The sequence below is a fragment of the Aquimarina brevivitae genome, assembly GCF_004216895.1.
GTDB classification, from domain to species: domain Bacteria; phylum Bacteroidota; class Bacteroidia; order Flavobacteriales; family Flavobacteriaceae; genus Aquimarina; species Aquimarina brevivitae.
The window spans coordinates 39,238-62,421 of the sequence record NZ_SGXE01000008.1 but is presented as its reverse complement, the minus strand read 5'-3'; the positions used below and the strand labels follow the sequence as shown (position 1 = coordinate 62,421).

The window sequence follows — 23,184 nt, the reverse complement described above, 5'->3', positions numbered from 1 at the left end:
TTAAAAAACAACTGCAATTTTAATTTCTTATTTCAATATAGTTTTTAATAATACAATTTAATCCACGCTTTTATTTCTTACAAAAAAGCGGTAAACCTTACAAAAATTACGGATTAATTACACTTTTTAAAGGTTTAATTACGTTTTATAAGCTCTAATTTCGTATTTTCGTAATGCTTTAAGTGCCCTAATTACCAACAATTTGAATAAATTTCTACGTTTTATATTGTCAATGTTGCTTTTCGTGTGCGCAGAACATAATTTGCGTGCACAAGGAGAACTTACCTCAGACGATGTTCAAAACTCCATCGCAGACGCTGAACAATTACTAAAGGAATACAAGTATGAGCAAGCGCTAGAAGTTTTGAAGTATGCTCGGCAGGCTGCTCAGTATAATAACGACGATAAAAATCATTCCTATATTTCCAATCTTAGAGGTCAAATCTATGAAATGAATGATGAGATTGAAAAAGCCATAAGCAACTATTCAACTGCTAAAATATTAGCAATAACTTCAAAAAACAGAGTCTTAGAAATAGATGCGCTTAATAATCTAGGTAGAGCAAAACTTAAGAAACCTAATTTGATTAATGAAGCCATAGAAGATTTTAATCAATCGTACCAATTTGCTGCTGTCTTGAAGGATACTACGAGAATGGTGAAGCCGTTACTTAATCTTGGTAAGCATTATATTGCTAACAAAAAATATAAGTTAGCATATCAGAAATTATCCCCTGCCCAAAAATTGATTTCACCGAAATCTGATGCTACGGATCGAGTAAAACTAAACTTATTATTGGGTAAGTACTATTTGAATACCGATCAACTCGATTTAGCCAACCAAAGTCTTGATAGCGCCGTAAGTGTTGCCAAAAAAGAAATCCGTAATCACCAAAATAACAAAGATTTAACCTTTTGTTTTAATCTTGATCTTGCTGATGCTTATAGAGCAAAATCAAATTTAAGTTATGCACGGGGTAATTTTAAAAAAGCATATAAACTTTTAGACCAACACACCAAGTATTACAATGATGCTCAGCGGATTAAAAAAGACGTAGACTTACAAAAAGCTAGTATCAAATTCGATGTGGATGAATATAAGAAGCAAGCCCAAAAAATGGAAGAAGATCTCGATGAAAAGGAAAATGAAGAAATCAAATGGCGTATCAGTATTATTCTAGGTATTGTTATCATTTTAATTTCACTTGCCTTCTTAATTAGTAGTTATAAGAATAATCTTCAAAAGAAAAAGCTTAATCAAGACCTTATAGAAAAAAATAAGGAATTACGCACTGCAAAAGAAACTGCGGAACAAGTCTCCACTTTAAAGTCGCAATTTATCTCTACGGTTAGTCACGAATTACGTACTCCACTATATGGGGTAATTGGGCTGACCTCCCTTTTAATGGAAAACCCAGATGCGAAGAAGAAAAATGAATATTTAGAATCCTTGAAATTCTCTGGAGACTATTTATTGGCACTCATCAACGATGTTTTACAGCTTAGTAAGATAGAAACTAACGAGGTGAAATTAGAAAAAGTTTCTTTTGATCTAAAAATTTTAATAGAAGGTATTACTAATTCACTACGAACTAAGCAAAAAAGTAACAATAATAAGGTACATATTAATTTAGACGAATCCATTGACAGTACGCTTATTGGTGATTCAGTCCGACTTTCTCAGATCTTAATTAACTTAATGGGAAATGCCTTAAAGTTTACAAAAGATGGAAATATTTGGGTTAATGTGAAATGCTTGGAAGATGATAAAAAAAGCTGTAAGCTTCGCTTTGTTGTGAAAGATGATGGAATTGGTATCCCCAAAAGCAAACAGAAGGATATTTTTGACAATTTCGCACAGGTAAAAAATCAAAACCAAGAATATGAAGGTACAGGTTTAGGTTTAGCCATTGTAAGAAAATTAATTCATTTGCACGAAAGTGAAATATTTATAGAAAGTGAAGAAGGTAAAGGTTCTGAATTTTATTTTGACATTACCTATGAAAAAGCACTGAAGGAGAAAGAAGTGCTTTTGACCACAGGGGAAAATTTGAGTATTGGTACAACCAACTTCAACTTACTGGTAGTTGATGATAATAAGATTAATCAGATAGTTACGCAAAATATTTTGAAAAAGAAGGGGTATAGTTGCGATATTGCTGGCAATGGTGCAGATGCCATAGAAAAAATCAAAGTTAATGATTACGACTTGGTTTTAATGGATATCAATATGCCAGAGTTAAATGGACTTGAGGCTACAAAAATAATAAGAACTTTCAATTCCCAACTTCCTATTATTGCTTTAACCGCAGTAGAAGAAAATGAAATAAGAGTGCAAGCCACTGCAGTAGGTATGAATGATGTAATTATTAAACCCTACGATACGCAGCAATTCTTCCAAACCATTATCCGAAATATTTCAAAAATCAAAACGATTTAAATCTAGACCTCTAATTATTTATTAAAACCTGAGTGTAATCTTTTTCATTGTAGTAAATTTAAAGCTTTAATTATTTATTGCAGATATTATATGGATCATACAAAAAAAGGGTTTAATACCATTTGTACACATGTGGGTGAGTTGGAAGATAAACAATTTAAAGGCGCTGTGTCTCCAATTTACTTATCCACCTCTTATGCCTTTGAAGATGTTGAAACCAAAAGATACCCAAGATATTTTAACACCCCCAATCAAGAAGCGTTATGCAAAAAAATTGCTCGTTTGGAAAACGGTGAGGCGTCGTTAATTTTTGGTAGTGGTATGGCAGCTATTAGTACTGCACTCTTTGCTTTTTTAAAAAGTGGTGATCACATCGTGTCCCAACGAAATATTTATGGCGGTACTGCCAACTTAATTAATGAAGAATTTGAAAAACACAATATAGAATTCTCCTATGTACAAGGTCAAAGTATTACTGACTTTGTGGATCAAATACAAGAAAACACAAAGGTGATCTATATTGAAACTCCATCAAACCCTTTATTAAGTATTACCGACATTAAAGCCATTGCTAAATTAGGAAAGTCCAAAGGCATCATAACGATGATTGACAACACCTTTGCTTCTCCAGTGAATCAAAACCCCATAGATTTAGGTATCGACATTGTTTTACACTCAGCAACCAAATATCTAGGAGGTCACAGTGATATCCTAGCAGGAGCTGTAGTTGGGACGCATGAACACGTAGATAAAATTTTTCAAGTAGCTAAGAACTTTGGAGGAAGTCTAAGTGACTTTACTGTTTGGATGCTAGAACGAAGTATTAAAACATTAGGATTACGCGTAAAACAACAAAACGAAAATGCGCTGTTCTTAGCTCAATGGCTTCAAGAAAATAATGATATCGCTAATGTATACTACCCGGGTCTGAAATCTCATCCTGATCATGATATAGCCAAACAACAGATGAAAGGTTTTGGCGGTATGCTCTCCTTTGAACTTGCAGATGGGCTAGACGCTTCTCAGTTTCAAAAAGAATTGAAGTTAATAAAAAGCTCTATGAGTTTAGCAGGTGTGGAAAGCACTATACTCTCCCCTTCTAAAACTTCGCATTCTCTCTTGTCCGAAGAAGAGCGAGCTGCTCAAGGCATTAAAGACGGACTACTGCGCTTTAGTGTAGGTATTGAAGAAAAAGAAGACCTGGTGGCTGATATCCAACAAGGAATTGAAGCGATAAAAAAGAAACAAATAACACTTTCATAATAATTAACTGATATCACTAAACAGAACTAGCGTGAAACTAGATATTTTAGCCATTGGAGCTCATCCAGACGATGTAGAACTGAGCTGTGCCGGAACTATAGCAAAAGAAATAAGCAAAGGAAAAAAAGTAGGAATTTTGGATCTTACCCGCGGAGAGCTAGGAACCAGAGGAACTCCACAAATAAGAGAAGAAGAAGCTTCAGCTGCAGCCAAAATTTTGGGTGTTGCCATTCGAGAGAATTTAGGGTTTAGAGATGGTTTCTTTGTCGACGATGAAACACACCAGCTTGAGATCATAAAAATAATACGAAAATACCGCCCTGAGGTCATTTTATGTAATGCTATTGAAGATAGACATATCGATCACGGCAGAGCGAGTTCATTAGTTTCAAATGCCTGTTTTTTATCGGGGCTTCGAAAAATCGACACTACCTATGAGAACACAGCACAAGACCCCTGGAGACCTAGACTTGTCTACCATTATATTCAATGGAAAAATTTGCAACCCGATTTTGTAGTAGATATCAGTGGATTTATGGATAAAAAAATAGAAAGTGTGGCCGCTTATAAATCTCAGTTTTATGATGAAAAGAATAATGAGCCAGAAACGCCTATATCTAGTAAAAACTTTATGGATAGCATCAAATACCGAGCAGCTGATTTAGGAAGATTAATAGGAACCCCTTATGCCGAGGGATTTACTGTAGAACGCTGTATTGCAGTTGATTCGATATTTGACTTGATCTAGATTACTTTTTATTTTACAAAAATGTATTTTTTCCTTTGCAAAAACATATTATTCTTTTATTTTTGCATCCGCAATTAAATGGTGGTTGTAGCTCAGTTGGTTAGAGCGCCTGATTGTGGTTCAGGAGGTCGTCGGTTCGAGACCGATCTTCCACCCATTCGCAAGAAAAAACCCGTCAAACGACGGGTTTTTTTGTGTTTATACTTTACAATAAAAAAGCCTCAAGAGTTGAGGCTTTTTACTTTTTATCCAATTACGGTTTTGATATCCTTATCTAATTCACTCCATCTACTACCAAACGATCAGGTCGGTTTGCAATCTCCCAGGCGGTATAAAATACTAATTGCGCGCGCTTCGCTAACAAATCATATGCAATCTTATCTGGTGTATCGGTAGGTTTATGATAATCCTCATGTACTCCATTAAAGTAAAATATGATAGGAATATTGTGTTTCGCAAAGTTATAGTGATCACTGCGATAATAAAACCGATTAGGATCATTTTTGTCGTTGTAGGTATAATCAAGATCCAGTTTGGTGTATTTTTTATTCACATCCTCGCTTAAATTATGCAGTTCTGTACTTAAGCGATCACTACCGATTAAATAAATATAGTTCTGCTTTTCTTTACTATTATGCGCTTCATCAATTCTACCTACCATATCAATATTTAGATTTGCTATTGTGTTTTCTAAAGGAAATATTGGGTTTTCAGTATAAAACTTTGATCCATAAAGTCCTTTTTCTTCTCCAGTAACGTGTAGAAAAAGAATAGATCTTTTAGGTCCTACCCCTTTCTCTTTAGCCAACTTAAAAGCTTCGGCTATCTCTAATAAAGACACCGTACCAGAACCGTCATCATCGGCTCCGTTATAAATATTACCCTTAGTATCTACACCCACGTGATCGTAATGTGCTGAGATGACTATGAGCTCATCAGGCTTTTCTGTTCCTTTGATATAAGCTAATACGTTCTCAGAAGCTTTTATACTCCCTCTAAAATAACTTTCTGGTATCTCCTGAAAATAATCACCTTTGGCTATTGGCGAAGGGATATTCAACTCTTGATATTGCTTTTTCAAAAACTCAGCTGCTTTTTTTTGCCCTGGTTCTCCCGTATTTCTTCCTTCAAAATCATCGCCTGCAAACACGTACAAATACTTTTTGAGTTCTTCTGCTGTTATGGTTTTAGAAAAGGCACCTGGATTATCGTAAGCTATGCTAGAAGAATTCCCTTTTACAACCTCTTTTCCTGCTTGTCCAGAAGACTTCTGCGAAGTTCCGCACGCTAGCACCAAAAAGGCACCTCCTACTATAAAAATATTTTTCATTAACACTGTATTTTTAAAAGAAAGTACAATATACATATTTCGTAATATTTCTTTAAACTTAAGAAAAGGATATTTTTAGCGAATAATTTTTAAAATAATTCTTTTGAGATTAAAAAAAGGTTTTATATTTGCACCCGCAACGGAGAAATGGCAGAGTGGTCGAATGCACCGGTCTTGAAAACCGGCGAGGGTCACACCTCCGGGGGTTCGAATCCCTCTTTCTCCGCAATCAAGCGCCAGGCTTGGAATAAGAAAAACCGCAGCATTTATGCTAGCGGTTTTTTGTTTTAAAGACTGTAGGCATTTGTAGAATGCCGTAAGAGGGAAAACCGCAGGTAATCCCTCTTTCTCCGCAAAAGAAACCCACAACGAAAGTTGTGGATTTTGTATTTTCTGAAAATAGCCAAGTTTGCTCCAGTGTAATGGAAGAACATACAAAAACTAAGAAGCTTAGCTTAGTGTGGGTTTTATAGTTGCCTAGGATTACTTATTAGCATCTAAAATCCCTCTTTCTCCGCAATCAAGCGCCAGGCTTGAAATAAGAAAAACCGCAGCAATATGCTGCGGTTTTTTGTTTTAACCATTGTAGCCATTTATAGAATGCTAGTATAGGTATACAGATCGATCAAAATCAGTTTAAACTACAGAATTGCTTTTTAGACAAGCTGTTATATAGCTTTGAAAATAGGACACTACCCGATTATTTTTCAAGTGCAAAGCCGCCTTATTTCAGAACTATTTAGTTTTTAAACGGAATTTTAATAAGCGTTTGTACACCTGTATTATCGGGTTTGTTACTGATTTCAAAAAAATAGTCCTTTCCATAAAGATTTCTTAAGCGGTCATTGATATTGGCGAGGCCCATACCCTTTTTCAACAATACCGTATGACTTTCTTGTAACAAGGCACCATTATTTTCTACTTTTATAACCAAATGTTTGCGTTCTGAAAAAATAATGATGTTAACTTCTAAATCGGTATTATTGTAGGAATACCCGTGTTTTATTGAATTCTCTAAAATCGGTTGAAGCAATAATGCAGGTACTTGGCTAGAAAGTAATCCTTCATCAATCTCTTGATTTATAACCAGGTGATCTGAAAATCTAACCTTAAGGATATTGAGATAATACTTTAGAACCCTGAGTTCTTTTTCAAGAGTAATGGTATGGTTATCATTATCATAAAGTATTTCTCTCAAAAAATCACTCAAATCAGCGATGGTATCCTTCGCCTTGCTGGCATCGATATCGGTCAGTACCGCTATAGAATTTAGCGTATTAAATAAGAAATGGGGTTGCAACTGCGATGAAAGCATTTTCATTCTAGTATCCACCAGCTGAACTTTCAATTGATTTTGCTTCTTTTCAACCTCCTTAACTACTTTAATATAGTAATAGGCATAGATCATAGAAACCATCGCAAAATAAATAAGGAAATTTAAATCGATGACCGCCATAAACCCATACAAACTTTTCTGGATATTATAGTCCTCATAGGTAATGGTACCCGTAACTAAAGTCTGTAAATCAATTACAAAACGTATGACAATACCAATCAATAATGAGAAAATGATGTGTATTGAAATAATCTTGACCCAGGAATAATTTTTATTTAGCAACCGTTTTGTACTTATCGCAATTAAGACCATAAAACTAACCACAATGATATAATCGAATAACAAATTATACAAAAGGAAATCATACCAGTCGAAGTCCATTTTTTCCTTTCCATAAGACCGCATGTATAGTATTTTGGAAACTAGAACCACATCGAATAGCGCATAGAAACCTGCCAAAACCAAAACTAGTTTTGTATCTATATAATTCCTTTTGGTTTTAAAAATGTTCATTGTATTCCAATTTTTTTCAGAAAATCCTTTTTATGTGATTTACTGACATGTAATAATTTATTATTGGTCATGCGCGCATCGATTTCAGAAAAATCAGAATGCACGATTTCCTTGACATGGTTGAGATTCACAATGGTAGATCTATGGATTCTTAAAAAGACATCCTTGTCCAAGTTTTTACAAAGATTGCTCAACGTCTCGCGCATTACGTATTTTTTATCTTCAACAAATAACTCTGCATAACAACCAGAAGCGTTGATATAGATGATCTCCAGTGGATCAAGTAAAATTGTTTTCTTACCTTGTTTAATCAATAATTTTTGGGTCAACTCCGTTTGCCCAGATTTTGATTTGTACAAATTAAACAATTCGATAATGCGTTTTTCAAAATTAGCATCTACCTCTGACTTTGATAGGCTTAAAACCTTATCTATACTGCGATAAAAGCGTTCATCCTTAAAAGGTTTTAAAAGGAAATCAAAAGCTTCAACATCAAAGGCTTTCAAGGCATAATTATCATAAGCTGTTACAAATATTACCACAGGTTTGGGAGAAATATTTACTTTTTGGAGAACCTCAAAACCTGTCATATCTTTCATATTTATATCTAAAAAAATAAGATCCGGTTGCATGTTGTTGATACTATCAATGGCAGTCTTACCATTAGAACATTCACCCGCAACCTCTATTTCGGGAATCGTTTCCAACAAATGCAGGACCCTTTTTCGGGCCAATTTTTCATCATCTATGACAAGTGCTTTCATAATTTTAAAAAAGAAAAATGAATACCGTACTTATAAAAATACGACGGTATTAATAAACTTCATCACATTGTGTTCTAATTCTTGATGTACTTAAAAAATAACTGCGACGAAAAACGGACAAAGAGGTCATCAAAGTGATTAGTTTTGATGACCTACTTACTTGCTTATAAAACTGTTCATTTTTTAATTGCTTGCTACGCTTATACCTGTTTTATTACCTTCTAATTTAACATTTTGTTTTTTGTTACCTTTTTGCAAAGTAATTCGATAGAATTCCTTATTAATAACTTCACCCTTAGTACTCGCACGATACTTGTTTTTTGTCATCGTCCAACCTTTATAGTTTTTATACACCTTCTTCATAATTTGATGTGGCAATTGTACATTTGTAAAACTTTGATGTGTGGAAATAAGATTACCAGACTCGTCAAAATTTGCAACCATTGAGCCATTACTGGACCTTAATGATACCTTATAACTATCGTAGTCTTCCTTTTTTAATGCAGCAATGTAATTTTCAATGTCAAAATTTTCATACATAAAACCAATCGGATCGCTTACAAAATGGCGAGAACTCAACTTATCGCTGTTAAATGTGAATCCATCCGGCGTTTTTATGACTTTAGCATCTATTGGTGCAAAGCCTATACTTACCTCATCCAATTGGGTTACCTCCTGTGCCTGACTTACCGCCGCAATTACTACGGCAAATAAAAAAATAATTAGATTTTTCATGATTAATGATTTTTGATTAATGAATATTTTTGTATTTATACCCACTAAGTTACAAGAAGTTGGTAGTCATTTTACATCAATGAAGTGAATGGCTAAATTTTGATAATGAAGCGCCCAATTTTTGAAATAAAGAAAACCGAGGTGAGCCGTAGATACAGAAATAAGTCATTCCAATGCTATTTAACTAGTTGACCAGAGTACAAGTGTATACTTTAACTAGGCCTAATAGATTAATTCCATCATGCCTTTTGAAATCACCTATTGACAACGTCAATCCGTTGAAGTGTTAAATCAACAATACTCTAAAATATGAAGTTATTGCTTGCAGCTGAATATTCAATTATCAACAATTCAGTATTAAAATCTATACTTTATTACAAAAAAAACCGCAACACAAGGTTGCGGTTCTTAAGTGTCTAACTCATTGACACAATTATCCAAGAATCTTGGATCTTTTAATATTTTACCGATCTTCAAACATCAACGACACAAACTCTGCCACACAAGCTGGCTTGTCAACATTGTCAATCTCTACCGTACACGCCCAGGTAATTTTTAATCCATTGTCCGTGTAGGGCTCTATCTTTTTGATGGTACTATGTAAACGCAAGCGACTATCCACCAAAACAGGGCTTGGGAAACGAACTTTATTCAACCCATAATTCACTCCCATATCCATACTTTCTATGTGTACCAAATCCATTAACATTTTGGAGAGTAAAGACACTGATAAAAAACCGTGTGCTATAGGTTTTTTAAAGGGTGATTCCTTTTCAATGCGTTCCAAATCTACATGTACCCATTGGTAATCCTGTGTAGCTTCTGCAAAGGCGTTAATCATATCCTGTGTCACCGTAAGCCAGGCACCAACTGGTAAGTCTTTACCTTCGTAGGTTTTAAATTCAGTGAAATTTTTACAAACGAGTTGCCTCATAACTATATAATTTGTGTAAACAGTATTTTCTGAGGGAATAGTACCTTACCTCAAAGCTGTTGTTATCATAATAAATGTAATAGCAGCATAATGTAACCCCTATATTATCGAGATATTCCGCCATCAATAGTTAAGCAAATACCTGAAACATAAGACGCTTCATCAGAAGCCAGGTATAAATACCCATACGCAATGTCTAAAGGTGTAGCTGCCTTTTGTAAAGGAATTTGTGATTTTATTCCGTCTAAATGTTCTTTAGGAATTTGTTCTGTCATTTCAGTTAAGGTAAAACCAGGAGCAATAGCATTTGCTGTAATACCATACTTTCCTAATTCCATTGTCCAGGTTTTTGACATGGCAATAACCCCTGCTTTGGTAGCAGCATAGTTGGTTTGCCCAAAATTACCTCGTAAGCCCACATTAGATGCCGCTGAAATAATTCGGCCATAACCTGCGTCTTTCATATATTTTGAAACCACTTGAGTACATAAGAAGACTCCTTTAAGGTTAACATCAATCACTGCGTCCCACTCTTCTTCACTCATTTTATGCAGAGTGCGATCCTTTGTGATACCAGCATTATTGATTAAAATATCAATTTTACCATAACTATTATGAATACGATCAGCTTCCTCTTCAATTGCTTTTTTGTCTGTGACAGATATATTAGTAAATGTGGCTTTTTGCCCTTTATCTACAATATCCTGGGCGACTTGCGCACCATCGGGTAAAAGATCCCAGATGATTACCGTTGCGCCTTCTTGAGCGAATAATTTTGAAATAGCTTTACCTATCCCTCGAGCACCACCGGTAACGATAGCTACTTTATTTTTTAATCTCATATGATGATTTGCTTTACTGTTTTTATTTAAAAATTAAAATCCACTTCTAGGTACATTGAATAACGACTTTGCCTTTAACTTTGCGCTCCATCATATCTTCTAGGGCTGCTGGTGCTTCTTCCAAAGCATATACTTTATGAATGTATGGCGTTAATTTTCCGGTATCCATCCATTGCATCAATTGCTGGGTGTTTTCAAGGTTTCTCTGTGGTGATTTCATAGCAAAATTTCCCCAAAACACACCTACAATAGCACAACCCTTTAATAGGGTAAGATTGAGCGGTATTTTAGGGATATCACCTGCGGCAAATCCAATGACCAAATAACGACCTTCCCAGGCAATAGCCCGTAGCGCTTGTTCGGAATACTTACCCCCTACAGGATCATAGATTACATCAGCTCCCTGACCATCTGTTAATTCTTTGATACGAGATTTAAGATCTTCTTCCGTGTAATTAATCAATGCATCAGCTCCGTACTCCTTACAAAGCTTCAGTTTTTCATCTGTAGAAGCAACAGCGATTACTTTTGCTCCCATCAGTTTTCCTAATTCTACCGCTGCTAATCCCACACCTCCTGACGCTCCTAAAACCACAAGTGTTTCTCCAGACTTTAACTGAGCCCTATCTTTAAGTGCGTGGTATGAAGTACCGTAGGCAATCATAAAGGATGCAGCAACAGGAAATTCCATCTTAGGGGGTTTCTTGAAACACATATTCGAAGGAACGGCTACTGTCTCCGCATAACCTCCCTGCATCACAAACCCAAAAACCTCATCTCCTACTTTCAAGTATTTTACTGATGACCCAACTTCTTTAACCACACCGGATACATCACTACCTGGCGTAAAAGGAAGCTCTGGTTTGACCTGATACAATCCTTGAATGATCAAAGTATCAGGAAAATTAACACCACAAGCCTTTACGGTAATCAATACTTCGTTATCTTTTATAGACGGCTCCTCCACGTTCTGTACGCTTAATTTTGAAGGAGGGCCATATTCGTTACATACAACTGCTTTCATATTAATCCTCAATCACTTTTAGCACCAATTTACCCATCTTATCTCCTGAAAATAATCGTAAAAAGGTATCGTGAAAGTTTTCAATACCTTCATAAATATCTTCTTTGCTTTTTAATTTGCCTTGAGCCAACCAACCGCCCATTTCTTTTGCTGCTTTGCCATAATCTTTAGCATAATCCATTACCACCATTCCTTGCATTGTGGCACGATTGACCAATAACGACAAATAATTGCTAGGACCTTTGACATTTTCTTTATTATTATATTGAGATATTGCACCACAAATCACCACTCTAGCGTGCATACGGAGCCTCGCCAGTGCCGCATCTAAAATATCCCCACCGACATTATCATAATACACATCAATCCCCTTAGGGCATTCGCGTTTAATAGCTGCATGGAGCTCTTCTGATTTGTAGTCAATAACGCCATCAAATCCTAGTTCTTCTTTTACATACTTACATTTCTTTTCACCCCCTGCAATTCCTATCACTTTACAACCTTTTATCTTAGCGATTTGACCTACAATACTTCCTACAGCTCCTGCAGCTCCAGACACGAGTACTACATCGCCTTCTTTAATTTTACCAACTTCAAGAATTCCAAAATACGCTGTCATACCAGGCATTCCTAATGTTCCTATATACATTGGTAAAGGTGCCAAGTTGGGATCTACTTTATGCCAATTTTCGCCATTAGTAACGGTATACTGTTGAACACCACCCCATCCTGTAATGAAATCACCTTCTTTAAATTTAGGATGATTGTTGGATTGTATCACTTTTCCAATAGAACCAGATCGCATAACATCTCCAACCGCAACAGGTTCTATATAAGATTTACCTTCATTGATCCATCCGCGCATCGCAGGATCTAACGAGATATAGTGATGCTGAACCAATACTTCACCTTCACCTGGTTCTGGGATTGGGTTAGACTGAAGCTCCCACGTATCTTTATCAGGTAATCCTTTTGGACGTTTCTTTAAAATAATTTGTTTATTCATTTGGTATAATTTTTAAATATGAGTTTTAGTTTTTACAGCGATGTACCTCCATCAAGTGTTATGGTTTGACCTGTTATAAATTTTGTATTGTCTGAAGCTAACCAAACTATTGCATCTGCCACTTCGTTAGCCTGACCGTAACGTTTCATGGGTATTACACTTTTTAGTAAATCATCCATATCCGGGCGAACGCTAAGCAGTTTGTCTAATAAAGCAGACTCGGTATAGCCCGGACAAACAGCATTAATCCTTATATTCTTAGTAGCATATTCTAAAGCAGCTGATTTTGTCATACCGACAACAGCGAACTTACTGGCACTATAGGATATGTTATTAATGGAAGCCTTTAACCCAGCTAAAGAGGCCACATTGACTATGTTTCCATGTCCTTGTTTTTTCATTTGTTGCAGTGCCAATTTCATACAGTAAAACACACCTGTTTGATTAACATCGATTACATCGTGCCAATCCTCTAAAGCATATTCACCAGTTCTGGTCATATTCCTAGGACCAATTCCTGCATTGTTAACTATTACATCTAATTGACCATAGGCGCTTACTGTTTCTTTAATAAGCGCGTCGACCTCATCAAATTTACTTACATTGGCAACAATGGCTATGGCTTCTCCCCCATCCTTGGTGATTTCCTCTACAATTTTATCTGCTTTTTCTTTTTTAATATCAGAAACTACAACCTTTGCCTTATGAGTTGCAAAATGTTTCGCGGCAGCTGCTCCGATACCCGATCCAGCTCCTGTAACTATTACTATTTTATCTTTTACTTGCATCTATTATTACTTTATTTTTGAGTATCTAAAAATTTACTATAATTTAATTTCCTTAGCACCTGAAAACTGTTTTACCAATGCTGGATAATGCGACTTCATAGTTTCGAAAATAAAATCGATGGGTACATCCTCAAAATGGCCATAATCTTCTAAATACTCCATAAACACCGCACCTGATGCATCATAGGCCTGAAACATCGAATCGTTTTTACCATCAAATGCTAATGGAGGTACGTTGCACTTTTCGCATAATGAAGCATTAAAGGCTGGAGAAGCTTTCAGCCATTTACCGCTCAGATAGATATTTACCATACCGTGCGGGGTTAGTTCATTCGTTCCAAACTTTTCGGTCAAACGCTCCACTCCTATGTGGTTTTTAACTTTGGCCAGATGAATCCTTGCAGGTATGCCCAGCCCTCGTAATCCTGCAATTAATAGTATTGATTTGTCAATACAATGACCCGAAGATTTCTTGGCGATAATACTGGCTTTATACCCTTTTTTTTCTAAACTGATATGATATGGATCATACCTCCACCCATCGCGAACCTTAAGATATAAGCCAATTGCTTTATCCTCGTTACTTAGACTATGTATATTAAATTCTGCTATGAGCTGCTGAATTTCGTCAGTTTCAAAGTCATAATATGCAGTGGATTCTGTATAATTCATATAAAATTTTACAATTAAAGTTCGAATCATCTATGATCTGATGATTTCCTTCCTATTCTATTTTTTTGGTTTGGATTGCCTTCCATGCTAAATTACAAAGTAGCGCTGCTGCTTTATCTAATTCTGCAAATCTTGGATCTGTAGTCAGTCCCTTATTGTAGCGGTAGAATATTTGTTGGGCAATCACCGCAATTTTAAACAGACCAAAAGCGTAATAAAATATTAAATGATCTACAGCCCTTCCGCTTTTTTCTGCATAACGTTGAACGATTTCATTTCGACCGGGGTTTCCAGAAAATAATGTTGGCGAAGGTATACCTTGCTGTACTGCTGGATGATCCGAACTCATGGTCCAATACCCCAAAGAGGTGCCCAAATCCATTAAAGGGTCACCTAAGGTAGTCATTTCCCAGTCTAAAACAGCATTAATCTCTTTCCAAGTAGTATCCTTAAATACCACGTTGTCATATTTAAAATCATTATGTATAAGACGATGCTCATACTGCTTTGGTTGATGCTCCTCCATCCACTCCATTACCTTAGCTGCTGCAGGAACATCGCTTGTAGCCGCATTTAGGTATTGTTTGCTCCAATTGCGCACCTGTCGGCTAACGTAACCTTCGGGTTTACCTAATTCTGCTAATCCTATGCTGTTATAATCTACTGCATGCAATTCTACAAAAGTATCCAGCCAGGAATCCGCTATAATTTTAAAATCAGCCTCAGGGATAGCTCTTTGTTTAGCTTCTTTATAGTTTAAAATAATCCCATCTACTTTTTCCATAATATAAAAAGGACACCCTATAATACTTTCATCTTCGGTATAGGCATGCATCTTCGGAACTTTAGTAAAGGCTTTGGCAATATTAGACTGCACCTTAAACTCGCGCCCCATATCATGTCCACGCTTTATCGCTCCAAACGGAGGTCGTCTGAGTACATATTCATTGGATTCAATTGTAATGAGATACGTAAGATTAGAATATCCGTGTGTATACTGGTCTACTTGCCAGTCAACATTTTCACTTTGGATCAGGTTTTCCTTATATAGAAATGCTTTCAGTGCTTTTTCTTGTAACTCTTCGCCTTTTCTTACGTTTTGCATAATTATGGTCTGCGATTTAGTGTGAATTCTTTATTCTGAAAATGATTTGATAATGCTTTTGCCTAATTGGTACATATGTACTTCATCTGGGCCATCAGCCAGGCGTAATACCCGAGCAGCAGCAAAGAAATGAGCAAGTGGAGTATCTTGACCTACTCCCATACCTCCGTGGATCTGTATAGCTCTATCAATCACATTGAGTGCCATATTGGGTGCTACAATTTTGATCATCGCTATCAAATCTTTTGAAGCTTTATTACCCAACTTATCCATTTTGTCGGCTGCAGACAGTGTAAGCAACCGTGCTTGTTCTATTTCGCATTGTGACTTTGCTATTTCTTGTCGTATACTACTATAATCCTTAAATACTTTACCGAAAGTTGATCGTTCTGAAGCGCGTTTTGCCATTAATTCTAAGGATCGCTGCGCCATACCAATTAATCGCATACAGTGGTGAATACGACCTGGGCCTAACCTACCCTGAGCGATTTCAAAACCCCTGCCTTCGCCCAGAATTAAGTTTTCCTTAGGAACTCGGACATCTTTTAAAACAATCTCCGCATGACCCTCTGGTGAATCGTAAAAACCAAATACAGATAGTGGTCTTTTTATTTCTACTCCCACAGTATCCATAGGAACTAAAATCATACTTTGTTGTTGATGCCTTGCTGCAGTGGGGTCAGTTTTACCCATAACGATGGCAATTTTGCAGGCTGGGTTCATACCGCCAGAAGACCACCATTTTGTACCATTAATCACATACTCATCTCCATCTCTGACAATAGAGGTTTCTATATTGGTAGCGTCAGATGAGGCTACCTGAGGTTCTGTCATTAAAAAAGCTGAACGAATATCACCGTTCATTAAAGGGGTTAACCATTGCTTTTGTTGCGCTGGGGTGCCATATTTAGCCAGCACTTCCATATTACCGGTATCCGGAGCATTGCAATTGAATAGTTCTGAAGACCATAAAACACGCCCCATTATTTCCGCTAATGGAGCGTATTCTAGATTTGTTAAGCCTGGACTTAAATCGCCATAACTTTTGGGCAAAAAAAGGTTCCACAACCCTGCTGCCTTAGCTTTGGATTTTAAATCTTCCATTCCTGGCCAAGGCTGCCAGAGGTGCTTTGGATCATATACATATTTATTTACCTCCTCTTCTATAGGGAGAATGTGTTCCTCAAAAAATGAGGTTACTTGTTGTTGAAGTGCTACTACTTTTTGAGTGTATTCAAAATTCATTTTGATGCTCTTTTCTTTGCTGTATGGTATAAACTACCAATATTTGGATTACGCGATGTTATACATCTAATTATGCGTTAGGGATAGCAGTGAAAATCCCGCAGTCCAAATTTTATTTGGACGAGGAATTGTAACGAATAGCCCGCTCGAACGCCCTAAGTGCAGTTAACCAGCTATCATATAACCGCCATCTGCATTATACACACCGCCGGTCATATATGCTCCAGCATCTGAGGCCAGTAAGCAAACCACACCTGCCATTTCGTTTGGCATACCCATACGGGCTGATGGCAAGGTTTTTTCAATTTTAGTTAGTAATTTTTCATTTTGCCACAGTGCTGCACTGAACTTTGTTTTGATCAAGCCGGGGCAAAGTACATTAGCACGGACTCCATATTGCCCCCATTCTTTGGCTTGATTTTTTGTCAGCATCAATAAGGCTGCTTTACTAGTACTGTATAACCCCAATCCTGCTCCTGGATGTAAGGCCTCGACTGAGGCGATGTTTATAATACTTCCGCCACCACGTTTTTTCATCTCTGGCAGTATAAGATTGGATAAAATCCAAGGCGCTTTAACGTTGACATCCATTATTTTGTCAAAAATAGCTTCATCTGCATCCTCCAAGGGTCCAAAAACCGGGTTAATAGCTGCATTATTTACCAAAATATCAATACCGCCACATTGTGCTACTGTTTTTTGCACCAATTCTTTTCGTTGCTCCCCATCTCCAATATGGCAAGCTATACCAACAGCCTTTAATCCTGCGTCTTTAAACTCTTTTACTACTTCGTCTACAGCATCTTGACTTCTACTACTGATCACTACGGTGGCACCGTGTTCTGCCAGTCCCTGCGCTATGGATTTACCTATTCCCTTACTAGAGCCTGTTATTATGGCTACTTTTCCTTCTAAATTAAATGATTCTTTAATCTTGTTCATTCGATGATATCGTGATTAATTTTTACTATTAGATTATTAATAATACTTGATTAAATAAAGACTTCTTTCTCGTCCGCTATGGTAAGCACTTCTTCGTCCTTTAAAATAGAAGCGAGACCATCTGTTTTTGGTAGTTCGTACTTAAAGAAGAATCGCATAGCGTGAATCTTACTTTCGTAGAATTCGTCGGAGTAATTTTTATCTCCGGTAAGCAAAGCATACTTGGCGTGCGCTGCCATGTCTAACCATACCCAGGCTAAGGTAACAATACTCATATATTCCATAAAAGGTGTGGCATCTGATAAGTAGCGCTCGTAATCCCCTTTCTTAGCAAAGGAAACAAGATGCTGAATAGTACCCGAAACCTCTTTTAGTTTTTCGCCTAATTTAACCGCATACTTTTGCAACTCATCATATTTTGAAGCGTTTTTGATCGTTTGGGTCATTTCTTCTGATAATAATTGCAATGCTTTACCATCCTCTAACAACAGTTTTCGACCTAACAAATCCTGAGATTGAATTCCGGTGGTTCCTTCATATATTGGAAAAATACGGATGTCTCGATAATATTGTTGCAGTATAAAATCCGAACAGAAACCATATCCGCCTAGTACTTGTAAACCATTCGAAACCGCTTGCGCTCCCATCTCTGATGGATAGGTTTTTACCATAGGAATGATCAACTCTAATAACAATTCATATTTCTTCTTTTCTTCTTTGTCTGTAAGGGTTTCTTTGAGATCATAATACTTAGAGGCTAGTAATACCAAACTCAGTGATCCCTCTGAAACTACTTTTTGCAATAATAGCATGCGTCGTACATCCGGATGATTTATGATGAACGTCTGCCCTTGCTCAGGGTCTTTTTTACCGGTACTTGCTAATTTACGTCCCTGAGGTCGTTCTTTAGCATACTCCAATGATGCGTGATATGCAGCAGTTGCAATAGCTGCAGCTCCTCTACCCACGGCAATCCTAGCGCCATTCATCATTAAGAACATATATTTTAATCCTTGATGTGGTTTACCTACCAGGAATCCTTTACAATCATCATTATCACCAAAATCAAGATGAGTAGTACAATAACCTCGTTGACCCATTTTTTGAAAATCCGCGACCGTAGTAACGTTGTTACTGATTAAATTGCCGTTTTCATCGGGTCGTTTTTTAGGCACTACAAACAATGAGATTCCTTTAGTACCGGCAGGTGCCCCTTCAATACGTGCTAGGACCAGATGAACAAAGTTTTCTGCATATTGATGGTCACCCCCAGAGATAAAAATTTTCTGTCCCTTTATTTGATAAGAACCATCGTCTTGTGGAATGGCCTTGGTAGCTACGTCGGATAAAGAACTACCTGCTTGCGGTTCTGTAAGACACATGGTTCCACCCCATTCGCCTGCAAGCATTTTAGGAACATAGGTATCATTTAGCTCTTTACTGGCGAAATTGATGATTAATTCGGCTGCTCCTAATGTCAAGCCGGCATATCCAGGCAAGTGATTATTAGCAGCGTCCTGTATAAAAGCAGATGCCGTAAGCATCATCATAGGCATTTGCAACCCACCAGCTTCATAATCAAAAGTACCAGAAATTAATCCCATTTCTCCACCTTTCTTCATCATTACTTCTACCTGTTTATGTACTTCTACACCTCCATCTTTATAATGTGCAGGTTTTTCATCCATTTCTTTAAAATACGGGAATAGTTCCCGGTCAGAAAACTCTTTTACGGAGTCCAAAAACATGTTTAAAGATGCTTCATCGTGATCAGAAAAGCGATCCTGTTTCAATACATCCTTTAATTGATGTACATCATATAATAAGTATTTTAAGGTCGCTATATCTATATATTCTTTTGCCATGGCTTGAAGATTTTAATTTCTATTATTGATTATTCAATAAATTTCGGAATTATTTATTAATTCTTTATTAAACTAGTTTAATAAATCCAATATCAGAAATAAATTAGCTATTAAATGGCTATGAACTATAGCCGTAAACAGTTGAAAATGATAGTTATCAAAACCTTAAAACGTGAGGAATGAATTATAAGATTACATATTATAACTCCTACTAATCATAATGTTTGCTTAATCTTCGCCTAATTTTAGAAAGCCCTACTGGTGTTAATCCTAAATAGGAGGCTATAAGATATTGAGGAACACGCTGAAATAAAGAAGGACGTTTTTCTTGCAATTGTATATACCGCTCTTGATTCGATAAATTTTTAATTTGATGGATGCGTTGTACATTATTAATAAACGCCTTTTGCATGGACAATCTTCCAAATCGTTCTAATTGATGCGAATGATCAAATATTTGTTCCACGTCAGTCTTTGATACTGCATAGATGACTGTATCTTCCATTGCCTCTAAGTAAGTATTAGAAGGAACCTCTTGTATATAGGCATATAAATCTGTAAAGAAATAGCCCTCGGTAAAAAATTCAATGACCTGTGGTATACCATCGTCTTCAGTGTAGTAACTCACACAACCTTCTTTTACAAAATAAAATTGATCAATATACTGGCCAGGTTGCAATAAGAAAGTACCCTTTTTAATGTCCTTGCGTTTATAAAATTGTAAAGCAAATTGCATATCAGCCTCACTTACCTTCACAAAGGACCTTATTTTATCTTGTAAATCTCTCAAATCAACAATTGTAACGATAACAGCTAAAAAACGAAATATTTTAGTACCTGGCAAGTATTACAGGGTTTATCACATAACGTAATAATTACGTCATAACAGGCTATAAGGATTCTTTTCTAAGTAAAGAATTGCATTGATAGATCTGGTTGTGACAAAAATCATCTTACCCTTAAATTAGTTAAATAGAGCTGTCGTTACTTGGTAATACCTCCTTTAAGCATTACAAATTTAGCTTGGATTTTGTAAATTGTAAGGATAATCCTGATTCTATGGCTTTTACTATCGATCAAATCAGTGTACTTACCGAACGCACGCAACTGTTTCTTGTGATCTTAAACAAAGAGGGGGAAATCGTCAATTGTAATTCGAAATGCAATATTATTTTAAAATCCTCACAAGCTATAGAAAAGTACGATAAGATTTATAAATATGTTATTGACGAAGATAAGAGCCGCTTCCAAAAAGTAATTAATACCATCAGTGAAGATAACCCAATACTATATGAAACTTTTGGTTTTCCAATAACTCCAGAAGGTATTATCACCTTAAAACTAGAGTTTATTTTGAAAAATGATTTGATCTATGCTACGGGAATCGATATCACTACAGAAAACAAAGAGCATCGAGCCTTAGAGGTGATCTCCAAACTTACCAAAACAGGTGCCTGGAATTACAATCCACTAAATGAACGGATGTATTGGTCCGAAGGATGTTATCGTATCCATGAATTGGACCCGAATACGCCTATGACCAAAAATTTAAGCTTAAGTTTTTTCCCAGAGAACTCAAGAACACGAATTGAAAATTATTTTGAGTGTATTACAAAAAATAATCAATCATACACCTTTGTGGAAAAAATAAGTACTGCCAAAGGATCAGAGAAATGGGTAAAAGTAAAAGCAAAGCCAATTATGTATCAAGATGAGGTTGTCTTTGTCAACGGTACGATGGCTGATATCACAGATCGATATAACTATATTGAAGAATTAAAATACAATGAAGAAACCAAAAACTTAGCATTAAAAGGAATCAAGTCTGGATTATTTGACCATCATTTGCCCAAAAATATTGTTTTTTATAGTGAAGATTTAAAGAAAATGATTGGTCTTCCCTTAGATAAAGATTTTATACCCGAAGAGGAATTCAGAAAACTCATCCATCCTGAAGATGTCGATGAAGCACTACAAAGACATCAAAGCAATTTGCGAAGTCAAAACCCCTATTACTTTAATCATTATAGATTAAATCATCTAGGTGAAGAAGACTATAGATACTACGAGGTATACGGCTACATCACGTATGATAAATATCAAAATCCCAAACGATTAATAGGAAACCTTATAGATGTTGATGAAAAAACAAAAAATAAAAAACTATTAAAAGAAAGCAAAAAAAATCTGCAAGCCATGATAAACAATGGCTTTGCCTACATCCTTTTATTGAATACCAAAGGCGAAATATTGATGGCAGATGATTTATCCATAAAGATCATTAAGAAAAATTATGATGTAGATCCTATTGCTAAGAAGTCTAAATTTATTGATGTCATGCCATTAAATTTCAAGGACACTTTTACTAAAGATTTTGAAACCGCTTTAGAAGGAAAAAGTGTTCGAAAAGAATTTGAACGTATCACTTTAAATGGCACAACACAATGGTTAGAAAGTAAATATACTCCAATAGAAGATGAAGAGGGTAAAGTGTCATCCGTTTTGGCTAGTTTTTTAGATGTTACCGAAACAAAAATTGCCGAATTAGCTATAAAAGAAGCTCATCTCAAAGAACAAGAATTAGGTAAATTAAAAACCAATATCTTATCTAATTTTAGTCATGAAATACGGACACCTCTGAATGGTATAATGACCATTACTAAGTTGTTACTAAAAGAAGAGGATGTTGAAGAACGCAAGAAATTATTAAACCTACTTTCTGAAAGTGAAGATCGATTATTACATACCTTGGATAATCTTTCTAATCTTAGAGACTTAGAATCAATAGAACACCATGTTGCGCTCTACACTATTGATGTTAATTATCTAGTTTCCAAATGTTTTAACAAATACAAAAAAGAAGCTTTTTCAAAAAACTTATCGTATGAATTAATGCTTGACACAAACTCACCGAGCTTAAAAACAGATCAAGAATTCCTTAAAATATCCATAAGTCATATCATACATAATGCTATAAAATATACAAATGATGGTAAAATTGAAATTAAAGTTGAATCCGATGAAAATAATGTCTATATTACAATAAGAGACACTGGTATAGGAATAAAACAAGAAAATCTTAATGCGATTTTTGAACCTTTTGTTCAGGAAAGTATTGGTCTTAGCAGAAAATATGAGGGCACGGGAATTGGTCTCAGCTTGGCTAAGCGCTATATAGAAGTTCTTGGAGGAAATATCAATGCCAAAAGCAAATCGGGTAAGGGGACTGACTTTAAAATAATAATACCCAAAAGCTTATGAATATACTCTACGTGGAAGACAATAGAATTAATGCAATCGTCATGGAAAAAATGCTAACGGGGATTGGTACTGATGTAGCTATAGCAGAAACACCTTTAAAAGCATTAAAAATTGCAAATGAAAAACCTTTAGATCTTATTTTGGTAGATATCAATCTTGGATTAAATCAAATGGATGGCTGCGAATTATTGCAACGTTTTAAGAAAATGGATTTGCTTCAAAATATTCCTATTTTTGCCGTAACTGCTTATGCTATGCCTGGCGATGAACAACGTTTTTTAAACCTAGGATTTGACGATTACTTTTCAAAACCAGTAAACTTCGATAGATTAATCCGCACTATCGAAAATATAAGGACAAAACTTGTTTAA

Annotated in this window: 20 protein-coding genes and 2 tRNA genes; 7 read left to right on the top strand and 15 right to left on the bottom strand. The window is 35.9% G+C overall.

Annotated elements, in window-relative coordinates:
• Positions 1–244: 244 nt before the first annotated feature.
• The 4 genes from EV197_RS16770 to EV197_RS16755 all read left to right on the top strand — a co-directional run bounded on the left by EV197_RS16770 (position 245) and on the right by EV197_RS16755 (position 4,607).
• Entirely contained in the window at positions 245–2,440 is a 2,196-nt protein-coding gene (locus EV197_RS16770; RefSeq protein WP_165389079.1) for a response regulator, read from the top strand.
• A 90-nt stretch (positions 2,441–2,530) separates the two neighbouring features.
• Entirely contained in the window at positions 2,531–3,703 is a 1,173-nt protein-coding gene (locus EV197_RS16765) for a trans-sulfuration enzyme family protein (RefSeq protein ID WP_130287961.1), read from the top strand.
• A 31-nt stretch (positions 3,704–3,734) separates the two neighbouring features.
• Positions 3,735–4,451, top strand: a complete 717-nt coding sequence (gene bshB1, locus EV197_RS16760) for a bacillithiol biosynthesis deacetylase BshB1 (RefSeq protein ID WP_130287960.1) — start codon at positions 3,735–3,737, stop codon at positions 4,449–4,451.
• An 80-nt stretch (positions 4,452–4,531) separates the two neighbouring features.
• Positions 4,532–4,607, top strand: a tRNA-His gene (locus EV197_RS16755).
• A 118-nt stretch (positions 4,608–4,725) separates the two neighbouring features.
• On the opposite strand, the gene EV197_RS16750 is transcribed toward EV197_RS16755, so the two are convergent.
• Positions 4,726–5,781, bottom strand: coding sequence for a M28 family metallopeptidase (locus EV197_RS16750; RefSeq protein WP_130287959.1), 1,056 nt, complete (start codon positions 5,779–5,781; stop codon positions 4,726–4,728).
• Between the two features lie 141 nt (positions 5,782–5,922).
• Between EV197_RS16750 and EV197_RS16745 the strand changes: the two genes are divergently transcribed.
• Positions 5,923–6,007 (top strand) — tRNA-Ser (locus EV197_RS16745).
• 513 nt (positions 6,008–6,520) lie between these two features.
• On the opposite strand, the gene EV197_RS16740 is transcribed toward EV197_RS16745, so the two are convergent.
• From EV197_RS16740 to EV197_RS16675, 14 genes are all read right to left on the bottom strand, one after another.
• Positions 6,521–7,630: a sensor histidine kinase gene (locus tag EV197_RS16740; protein WP_130287958.1), complete on the bottom strand. Its 1,110-nt coding sequence runs from the start codon at positions 7,628–7,630 to the stop codon at positions 6,521–6,523.
• The gene (locus EV197_RS16735; RefSeq protein ID WP_130287957.1) at positions 7,627–8,394 is read right to left on the bottom strand and encodes a LytR/AlgR family response regulator transcription factor; all 768 of its coding nucleotides are present in this window, start codon (positions 8,392–8,394) and stop codon (positions 7,627–7,629) included. Before EV197_RS16735 ends, EV197_RS16740 begins: the two co-directional genes overlap by 4 nt.
• A 183-nt stretch (positions 8,395–8,577) precedes the next feature.
• Positions 8,578–9,129, bottom strand: coding sequence for a hypothetical protein (locus tag EV197_RS16730; RefSeq protein WP_130287956.1), 552 nt, complete (start codon positions 9,127–9,129; stop codon positions 8,578–8,580).
• A 463-nt stretch (positions 9,130–9,592) separates the two neighbouring features.
• The gene (locus tag EV197_RS16725) at positions 9,593–10,063 is read right to left on the bottom strand and encodes a MaoC family dehydratase (RefSeq protein ID WP_130287955.1); all 471 of its coding nucleotides are present in this window, start codon (positions 10,061–10,063) and stop codon (positions 9,593–9,595) included.
• A 104-nt stretch (positions 10,064–10,167) separates the two neighbouring features.
• Complete coding sequence (fabG, locus tag EV197_RS16720; RefSeq protein ID WP_130287954.1) at positions 10,168–10,905, bottom strand: 3-oxoacyl-ACP reductase FabG; 738 nt, start codon at positions 10,903–10,905, stop codon at positions 10,168–10,170.
• A gap of 46 nt (positions 10,906–10,951) precedes the next feature.
• A complete protein-coding gene (locus EV197_RS16715) occupies positions 10,952–11,929 on the bottom strand; it encodes an NADPH:quinone oxidoreductase family protein (protein WP_130287953.1) in 978 nt (325 codons plus the stop codon).
• A 1-nt stretch (position 11,930) separates the two neighbouring features.
• Positions 11,931–12,935, bottom strand: coding sequence for an NADP-dependent oxidoreductase (locus tag EV197_RS16710; protein WP_130287952.1), 1,005 nt, complete (start codon positions 12,933–12,935; stop codon positions 11,931–11,933).
• Positions 12,936–12,967: 32 nt separating this feature from the next.
• Positions 12,968–13,723 (bottom strand): SDR family NAD(P)-dependent oxidoreductase, encoded by a 756-nt coding sequence (locus EV197_RS16705; RefSeq protein ID WP_130287951.1) that lies wholly within the window; start codon positions 13,721–13,723, stop codon positions 12,968–12,970.
• Positions 13,724–13,759: 36 nt separating this feature from the next.
• A complete protein-coding gene (locus EV197_RS16700; RefSeq protein WP_130287950.1) occupies positions 13,760–14,395 on the bottom strand; it encodes a transglutaminase-like domain-containing protein in 636 nt (211 codons plus the stop codon).
• 52 nt (positions 14,396–14,447) lie between these two features.
• A complete protein-coding gene (locus EV197_RS16695; protein WP_242610762.1) occupies positions 14,448–15,500 on the bottom strand; it encodes a phosphotransferase family protein in 1,053 nt (350 codons plus the stop codon).
• A gap of 30 nt (positions 15,501–15,530) precedes the next feature.
• A complete protein-coding gene (locus EV197_RS16690) occupies positions 15,531–16,745 on the bottom strand; it encodes an acyl-CoA dehydrogenase family protein (RefSeq protein WP_130287948.1) in 1,215 nt (404 codons plus the stop codon).
• 165 nt (positions 16,746–16,910) lie between these two features.
• Positions 16,911–17,687, bottom strand: coding sequence for an SDR family NAD(P)-dependent oxidoreductase (locus EV197_RS16685; protein WP_130287947.1), 777 nt, complete (start codon positions 17,685–17,687; stop codon positions 16,911–16,913).
• A 50-nt stretch (positions 17,688–17,737) separates the two neighbouring features.
• On the bottom strand, positions 17,738–19,552 hold the full coding sequence (locus EV197_RS16680) for an acyl-CoA dehydrogenase family protein (protein WP_130287946.1): 1,815 nt from the start codon (positions 19,550–19,552) through the stop codon (positions 17,738–17,740).
• Between the two features lie 211 nt (positions 19,553–19,763).
• Complete coding sequence (locus tag EV197_RS16675) at positions 19,764–20,288, bottom strand: Crp/Fnr family transcriptional regulator (protein WP_207224228.1); 525 nt, start codon at positions 20,286–20,288, stop codon at positions 19,764–19,766.
• A 323-nt stretch (positions 20,289–20,611) separates the two neighbouring features.
• Here EV197_RS16675 and EV197_RS16670 point away from each other — a divergent pair, with 323 nt between their 5' ends.
• Both EV197_RS16670 and EV197_RS16665 read left to right on the top strand, forming a co-directional pair.
• Positions 20,612–22,813 (top strand): ATP-binding protein, encoded by a 2,202-nt coding sequence (locus EV197_RS16670; protein ID WP_130287944.1) that lies wholly within the window; start codon positions 20,612–20,614, stop codon positions 22,811–22,813.
• Positions 22,810–23,184 (top strand): response regulator, encoded by a 375-nt coding sequence (locus tag EV197_RS16665; RefSeq protein WP_130287943.1) that lies wholly within the window; start codon positions 22,810–22,812, stop codon positions 23,182–23,184. Before EV197_RS16670 ends, EV197_RS16665 begins: the two co-directional genes overlap by 4 nt.